The organism is Phenylobacterium sp., from assembly GCF_031412415.1.
GTDB lineage: Bacteria > Pseudomonadota > Alphaproteobacteria > Caulobacterales > Caulobacteraceae > Phenylobacterium.
Window position 1 is genome coordinate 1 of the sequence record NZ_JANOCX010000180.1, and the last position, 5,360, is coordinate 5,360.

Below are 5,360 nucleotides of genomic sequence, written 5' to 3' on the forward strand. Positions count from 1 at the left end.
GGACCGCGCGGCCTTCGTCCTCACCATCGCCGATCAGGTCTCGACGAAGGCGCGTTCCAGGACGTAGTCGCCCGGCTTGGCCAGCGAGCCTTCTTCGTAGCCCCGCGCCTCCAGCAGCACCTTGAGATCGGCCAGCACCGAAGGGCCGCCGCATAGCATCAGGCGGTCGACGGCGGGGTCCAGGGGCGGCAACCCCAGGTCCTCGAAGATCTTGCCGGACTCGATGAGCGTGGTGATCCGGCCTTGGGTCTTGAACGGCTCGCGGGTCACGGTCGGATAGTAGGTGAGCTTGTCGCCGATCACCTCGCTGAGGATCTCGTCCTGCGCCAGCTCGGTCTCGAACAGCTCGCGATAGTTCAGATCAGCCACCGAGCGCACCGTGTGCGTGACGATCACTTGGTCGAAGCGGTCATAGACCTCGGGATCGCGCGCCAGGCTGAGCCAGGGCGCCAGGCCTGTGCCGGTGCCCAGCATGTAGAGCCGCTTGCCGGGCTTGAGGCCGTCCAACACCAGGGTGCCGGTGGGCTTGCGGCCGATCAGCACCTGGTCGCCCACCTGGATCTTCTGCAGGCGCGAGGTCAGCGGGCCGTCCTGAACCTTGATGGAGTAGAACTCGAGCTCTTCATGCCAGGACGGGGACGCCACGGAATAGGCGCGCACCAGCGGCTTGCCGTCCACTTCCAGCCCGACCATCAGGAACTGGCCGCTCTGGAATCGCAGGGTCGGGTCGCGGGTGGTGCGGAACGAGAACAGCTCCGGCGTCCAGTGCTGGACGTGGGTGACGGTCTCGGTGAAGAAGGCGCCCGCCTTCTTGGGCGGCGCGGCCGGGGCGATAGTCTGCGTCATGATGCGTCTTTAGCTGAATGGCGGTTCAGATGTCGCCGCCGACATTGCTGATCGCGCCCGGGGCGCGGGCGACGTGGATGCCGCACTCGGTCTTGTCCTGGCCCGCCCAACGACCGGCACGGACATCCTCGCCCTCCTCCACCGGCTTGGTGCAGGGCCAGCAGCCGATGGACGGAAAGCCCTGCGCCACCAGCGGATGAGCCGGCAGGTCATGCTGCGCCATATAGGCGTCGAGCTCGGCCTTGCCCCAATTGGCCAGCGGGTTGAACTTCACCTGGGCGTCGGCCGGCTCCACCACCGGCAGCGACAGGCGGTCGCCGCCATGGAACCGCTTGCGCCCTGTGATCCAGGCGTCGAAATCGCCCAGCGCCCGGTCCAGCGGGATCACCTTGCGAATCTCGCAGCAGGCGTCGGTGTCGGTCTGCCAGAGCTTGGCTTCGGGGTCGGTGGTGGCCAGGTCCTGATAGTGCGGGCGCAGGTCGCGCACGTCGGTGAGGCCCAGCTTCGCGGCCAGTTGCTTTCGATAGTCGAGGGTCTGGCCGAACAGCATGCCGGTGTCGAGGAACAGCACCGGCGTATCCGGTTTGATTTTCGAGATCATGTGCAGCAGCACCACGGACTCGGCCCCGAAGGACGAGACCATGGCAAGCCGGTCGCCGAACGACTCCACGGCCGATTCCAGCACGGTCACCGGGTGAGCGTGTCGCAGCTCGGCGTCCAGGCGGGCGACCAGCGACGGACGCTCGACATTATCGAAGGCCATACTCATCACTCCCGTTCCGCGAAGGCCGGAGGCCGGCCGTCGGCGGCGCGTTGGTAGACATGACGTTGACGGTGGGCGACGTGGGCCCATTGCTCGGGCGTCGACCCATCGGCGGGCTCGAAGGCGTCCATGCCGGTGCGGACCATGAAGCCCGCCTGCTCGCGCAGGACGTCGCCCACGGCGCGGATTTCACCATTGAAGCCGAAGCGCTCGCGCAGCAACCGCGCGGCGGTATAGGCCCGCCCGTCGCGGTACTTCGGGAAGGCCACGGCCACCACGGCGATGCGCGGCAAATCGTAGGCCAGGGTCTCGACCTCTTCGGCGGGCTCGATGCGAACCCCCACCGACCGGCCCTCCGACAACAGGCGCTCGCCCTCTGCCTGGAAGCGGGTCAGGGAGACAATGACGTCGCCGGGCGGCAGGCCGACATCGTCGGCCACATGGGTGAACGGGTCCTCGGCCAGGACGAACGCGCCATCGGGCTGGAGCTTAATGCGCGTCGGCATAGACGGCCTCCTTGAACGGAGCGACCCCAGTGCGCCGCACGGTGTCGAGGAAGCGCTCCTCGCCCTGGCGTTCGCGCAGATAGACGTCGACCAGGACGTCGATCGCCCCGGCCACGCGGTTGGCCGGCAGGGCCGGGCCCAGCATGGAGCCCACGGCGGCGTCCTCGGCGCCGGAGCCGCCCAGGGTGAGCTGGTAGAACTCCTCGCCCTTCTTATCGACGCCCAGGATGCCGATGTGGCCGATGTGGTGGTGGCCGCACGCGTTGATGCAGCCGCTGATCTTGATCTTTAGCTCACCGATCAGCTCGGCGCGGTCCTGGTTCTCGAACTTGCGCGCGATGTCCTGGGCGATAGGGATGGCCCGCGCATTGGCGAGCGCGCAGTAGTCCAGCCCCGGGCAGGCGATGATGTCGGAGATCAGGTTGACGTTCGGCGTGGCCAGCCCGGCCCGCTGAAGCTCCGCATGGACCACCGCAAGGTCGTCCAGCTTCACGTGCGGCAGGACCAGGTTCTGCTCGTGAGTCACCCGGATGTCGTTCTGGCCGTAGCGTTCGGCCAGGTCGGCCACCACGTCCATCTGGTCGGACGAGGCGTCGCCGGGCGTATCGCCGATGCCCTTCAGCGAGATCTCGACGATCGAATAGCCCGCGCGCTTGTGAGGGCGCAGGTTGTTGCGCGCCCAGCGGGCGAAGGCCGGATCAGCCGCCTTGGCCGCCTCGAAGACTTCCGAGCGGTTGATCAGGGTGTCGAAGGCCGTGGCGGCGAAGGCGCCTCGGATGCGGGCGACCTCGGTGTCGGGCAGGTCGCCGGCGGCGCCCACCTTCTCCCACTCGGCCTCGACCTGGCGGCCGAACTCCTCGGCGCCCAGCGCCGCGACCAGGATCTTGATCCGGGCCTTGTAGCTGTTGTCCCGGCGACCATGGCGGTTGTAGACGCGCAGGACGGCTTCCAAGTACGAAAACAGCCGGTTGGCCGGCAGGAATTCCTTGATGGTCGGACCGACATAGGGCGTGCGCCCCAGGCCGCCGCCGACGATCACCTCGAAGCCCAGGGTTCCGTCGCGGGCGCGGCGGACCATCAGGCCGATGTCGTGGACCTTGGCCGCCGTGCGGTCCTTGGCCGAGGCCGTGATGGCGATCTTGAACTTGCGCGGCAGGAACGAGAATTCCGGGTGCAGGCTGGACCACTGGCGGATCGCCTCGGACCAGACGCGCGGGTCGTCGATCTCCTCGGCGGTGGCGCCGGCATAGGGATCGGCCGTGACGTTGCGGATGCAGTTGCCGCTGGTCTGGATGGCGTGCATGTCCACCGCCGCCAGATCGTCCAGGATCGCGGGCGTGTCGGCCAGCTTGATCCAGTGGAACTGCAGGTTCTGGCGCGTGGTGAAGTGGCCGTAGCCCTTGTCGTACTTGCGTCCGATCTGCGCCAGCGCGCGCATCTGCACCGGGTTCAACGACCCGTAGGGTATCGCCACCCGCAGCATGTAGGCGTGCAGTTGCAGATAGAGCCCGTTCATGAGCCGGATCGGCTTGAACTGCTCCTCGGTGATCTCGCCGGCCAGCCGGCGGGCCACCTGTTCCCGAAACTCGGTGGCCCGGTCAGCCAGGAATTCCTTATCGAGGGCGTCGTACTGGTACATTGGCTCCCTCCCTCTCCTAGCGCTTGATCAGGTTGACGCGGCCGGTGGACCGGGCGGCGCCCGCGGCGTGTTGCAAGGCCTCGATGGCGGCCCCGCCCTCGGCCTGCTTGCCGTGGTGCAGATGGTTGGTCGGGCCCAGCGCCCGCAGACGCTCGCGATAGCTGAGCGGCGCCCACAGACCTTCGCTCTCCACCAGATCGATCAGATAGGCGTCGACGACGACCGTACCCTGGGTCTTGGCCGAGGCCTCGGCGGCCTCGCCTGTCGCGGCGTCCGTGAACAGCTCGGCGTCGGCGAACCGGGTGACCCAGTCGCCGGACTTCCAGAACACAACCTCGCCGTCGTCGAGGCGGTTGGCGGTCAAGGCCCTCATGACATCGCTCCACGTTCGCGGACTTCGACGTGTGCAACGATCTCGGCCGCCCCGGCCTGGGCCAGCGCCATGGCTTCGCCCACGATCAGCAGGGCGGGACCAGCGACCTCTGCGGCGGCCGCAGGCAACCCAGCCAGGGTCGTGACGATCCGGCGTTCATTGGCGCGGCTGGCGTTCGCGACGATCAGGGCCGGGGTCGAACCCAAACGCCCCGCGCCCATCAGTCGCGTGGAAATTCCAGCGGCGGTGGAGACGCCCATATAGATCACGACGGTCTGGTTGGCCTTGGCCAGGCCTTCCCAGTCCAGATTCGGCTCATCGCCGGCCGAGGCGTGGCCGGTGACGAAGGTCACCGCCTGTGCCGAACCGCGATGGGTCAGCGGCGCGCCCGCATCGGCGGCGGCGGCCAAGGCGGCGGTGACGCCGGGGACGATCCTGCACTCGACGCCCGCCGCGCGGCAGGCTTCCAGTTCCTCGCCCCCACGGCCGAAGATGAAGGGGTCGCCGCCCTTCAGCCGCACGACGGTCAGTCCGTCCTGGGCGAAGGCGACCAGCATCGCGTTGATCTCACCTTGCGCATAGGAATGGCGCGACTTGCGCTTGGCCACCGAGATCCGACGCGCCGCCTCGGGCGCCAGGTCGAGAATTTCTTCGGAAACCAGGCCGTCATGGACGACCACGTCGGCGGTTTGCAGCACCTTCAGCGCCTTGATCGTCAACAGCTCGGGATCGCCGGGACCAGCGCCCACCAGCCAGACGGCTCCCGGCGCGCGCTCGCCGCGTCCGCTCAGGACGACGAGGCGTTTGGCGTCCTTCGGCTTGGGCTTGCTTTGCGACATAGGCATTAGCTTCTCTAATCACTAAACTGCTGAATCGGAGTGGGACGGACTTGCGCCCGTCCCACCGATTTGCCCGCCGACGAAAAGGGCCGATACATCTGCGGACGGTTGCAAACTGGTCGCCAAGGCCCCAATTCGCAACCCAAGGACTTCTGCCGGGGCTGTCAGGAAACTTGATGGAGAGAAACACCGAGCGCCGCCGCCTGCCGCCGCTCAACGCCTTGCGGGCGTTCGAGGCCGCGGCGCGGCATCTCAACTTCTCCCGCGCCGCCGACGAGCTGTCGGTGACGCCTGGAGCCGTGAGCCAGCAAATCCAGAACCTTGAGGACTATGTGGGCGCGGCGCTGTTCAAGCGAACGCCCAAGGGCCTGCTGCTGACCGACGCAGCGCAGAC

7 protein-coding genes are annotated in these 5,360 nt (G+C 67.6%); 1 reads left to right on the forward strand and 6 read right to left on the reverse strand.

The annotated features are described in order from the left end of the window. Nucleotides 1-33 precede the first annotated feature (33 nt). Genes RMO04_RS08695 through cobA form a run of 6 tightly spaced genes read right to left on the reverse strand, consistent with a single transcriptional unit; the run spans nt 34 to nt 4,966 of the window. Nucleotides 34-846 carry a ferredoxin--NADP reductase gene (locus RMO04_RS08695; protein ID WP_309644391.1) on the reverse strand — a complete coding sequence of 271 codons (813 nt, stop codon included), beginning with the start codon at nt 844-846 and terminating at the stop codon, nt 34-36. A 25-nt stretch (nt 847-871) separates the two neighbouring features. Beyond that, complete coding sequence (locus tag RMO04_RS08700; protein ID WP_405041476.1) at nt 872-1,615, reverse strand: phosphoadenylyl-sulfate reductase; 744 nt, start codon at nt 1,613-1,615, stop codon at nt 872-874. Beyond that, a complete protein-coding gene (locus RMO04_RS08705) occupies nt 1,615-2,115 on the reverse strand; it encodes a DUF934 domain-containing protein (protein WP_309644393.1) in 501 nt (166 codons plus the stop codon). Before RMO04_RS08705 ends, RMO04_RS08700 begins: the two co-directional genes overlap by 1 nt. Beyond that, nucleotides 2,099-3,754, reverse strand: a complete 1,656-nt coding sequence (locus RMO04_RS08710; RefSeq protein ID WP_309644394.1) for a nitrite/sulfite reductase — start codon at nt 3,752-3,754, stop codon at nt 2,099-2,101. Before RMO04_RS08710 ends, RMO04_RS08705 begins: the two co-directional genes overlap by 17 nt. Before the next feature lie 16 nt (nt 3,755-3,770). Then, nucleotides 3,771-4,127, reverse strand: coding sequence for a DUF2849 domain-containing protein (locus RMO04_RS08715; RefSeq protein WP_309644395.1), 357 nt, complete (start codon nt 4,125-4,127; stop codon nt 3,771-3,773). Continuing rightward, entirely contained in the window at nt 4,124-4,966 is an 843-nt protein-coding gene (gene cobA, locus RMO04_RS08720) for a uroporphyrinogen-III C-methyltransferase (protein ID WP_309644396.1), read from the reverse strand. The genes RMO04_RS08715 and cobA overlap by 4 nt, the downstream gene beginning before the upstream one ends. Before the next feature lie 176 nt (nt 4,967-5,142). Between cobA and RMO04_RS08725 the strand changes: the two genes are divergently transcribed. Next, nucleotides 5,143-5,360, forward strand: a 218-nt coding sequence (locus tag RMO04_RS08725) for a LysR family transcriptional regulator (protein WP_309644397.1), incomplete at its 3' end; no start/stop codon positions are given.

Bases quoted from the DNA above. Each gene is read 5' to 3' on its own strand.
- RMO04_RS08705 (WP_309644393.1), bottom strand. From the start codon at position 2,115: ATGCCGACGCGCATTAAGCTCCAGCCCGATGGCGCGTTCGTCCTGGCC.
- RMO04_RS08700 (WP_405041476.1), bottom strand. From the start codon at position 1,615: ATGAGTATGGCCTTCGATAATGTCGAGCGTCCGTCGCTGGTCGCCCGC.
- RMO04_RS08695 (WP_309644391.1), bottom strand. From the start codon at position 846: ATGACGCAGACTATCGCCCCGGCCGCGCCGCCCAAGAAGGCGGGCGCC.
- RMO04_RS08715 (WP_309644395.1), bottom strand. From the start codon at position 4,127: ATGAGGGCCTTGACCGCCAACCGCCTCGACGACGGCGAGGTTGTGTTC.
- cobA (WP_309644396.1), bottom strand. From the start codon at position 4,966: ATGTCGCAAAGCAAGCCCAAGCCGAAGGACGCCAAACGCCTCGTCGTC.
- RMO04_RS08710 (WP_309644394.1), bottom strand. From the start codon at position 3,754: ATGTACCAGTACGACGCCCTCGATAAGGAATTCCTGGCTGACCGGGCC.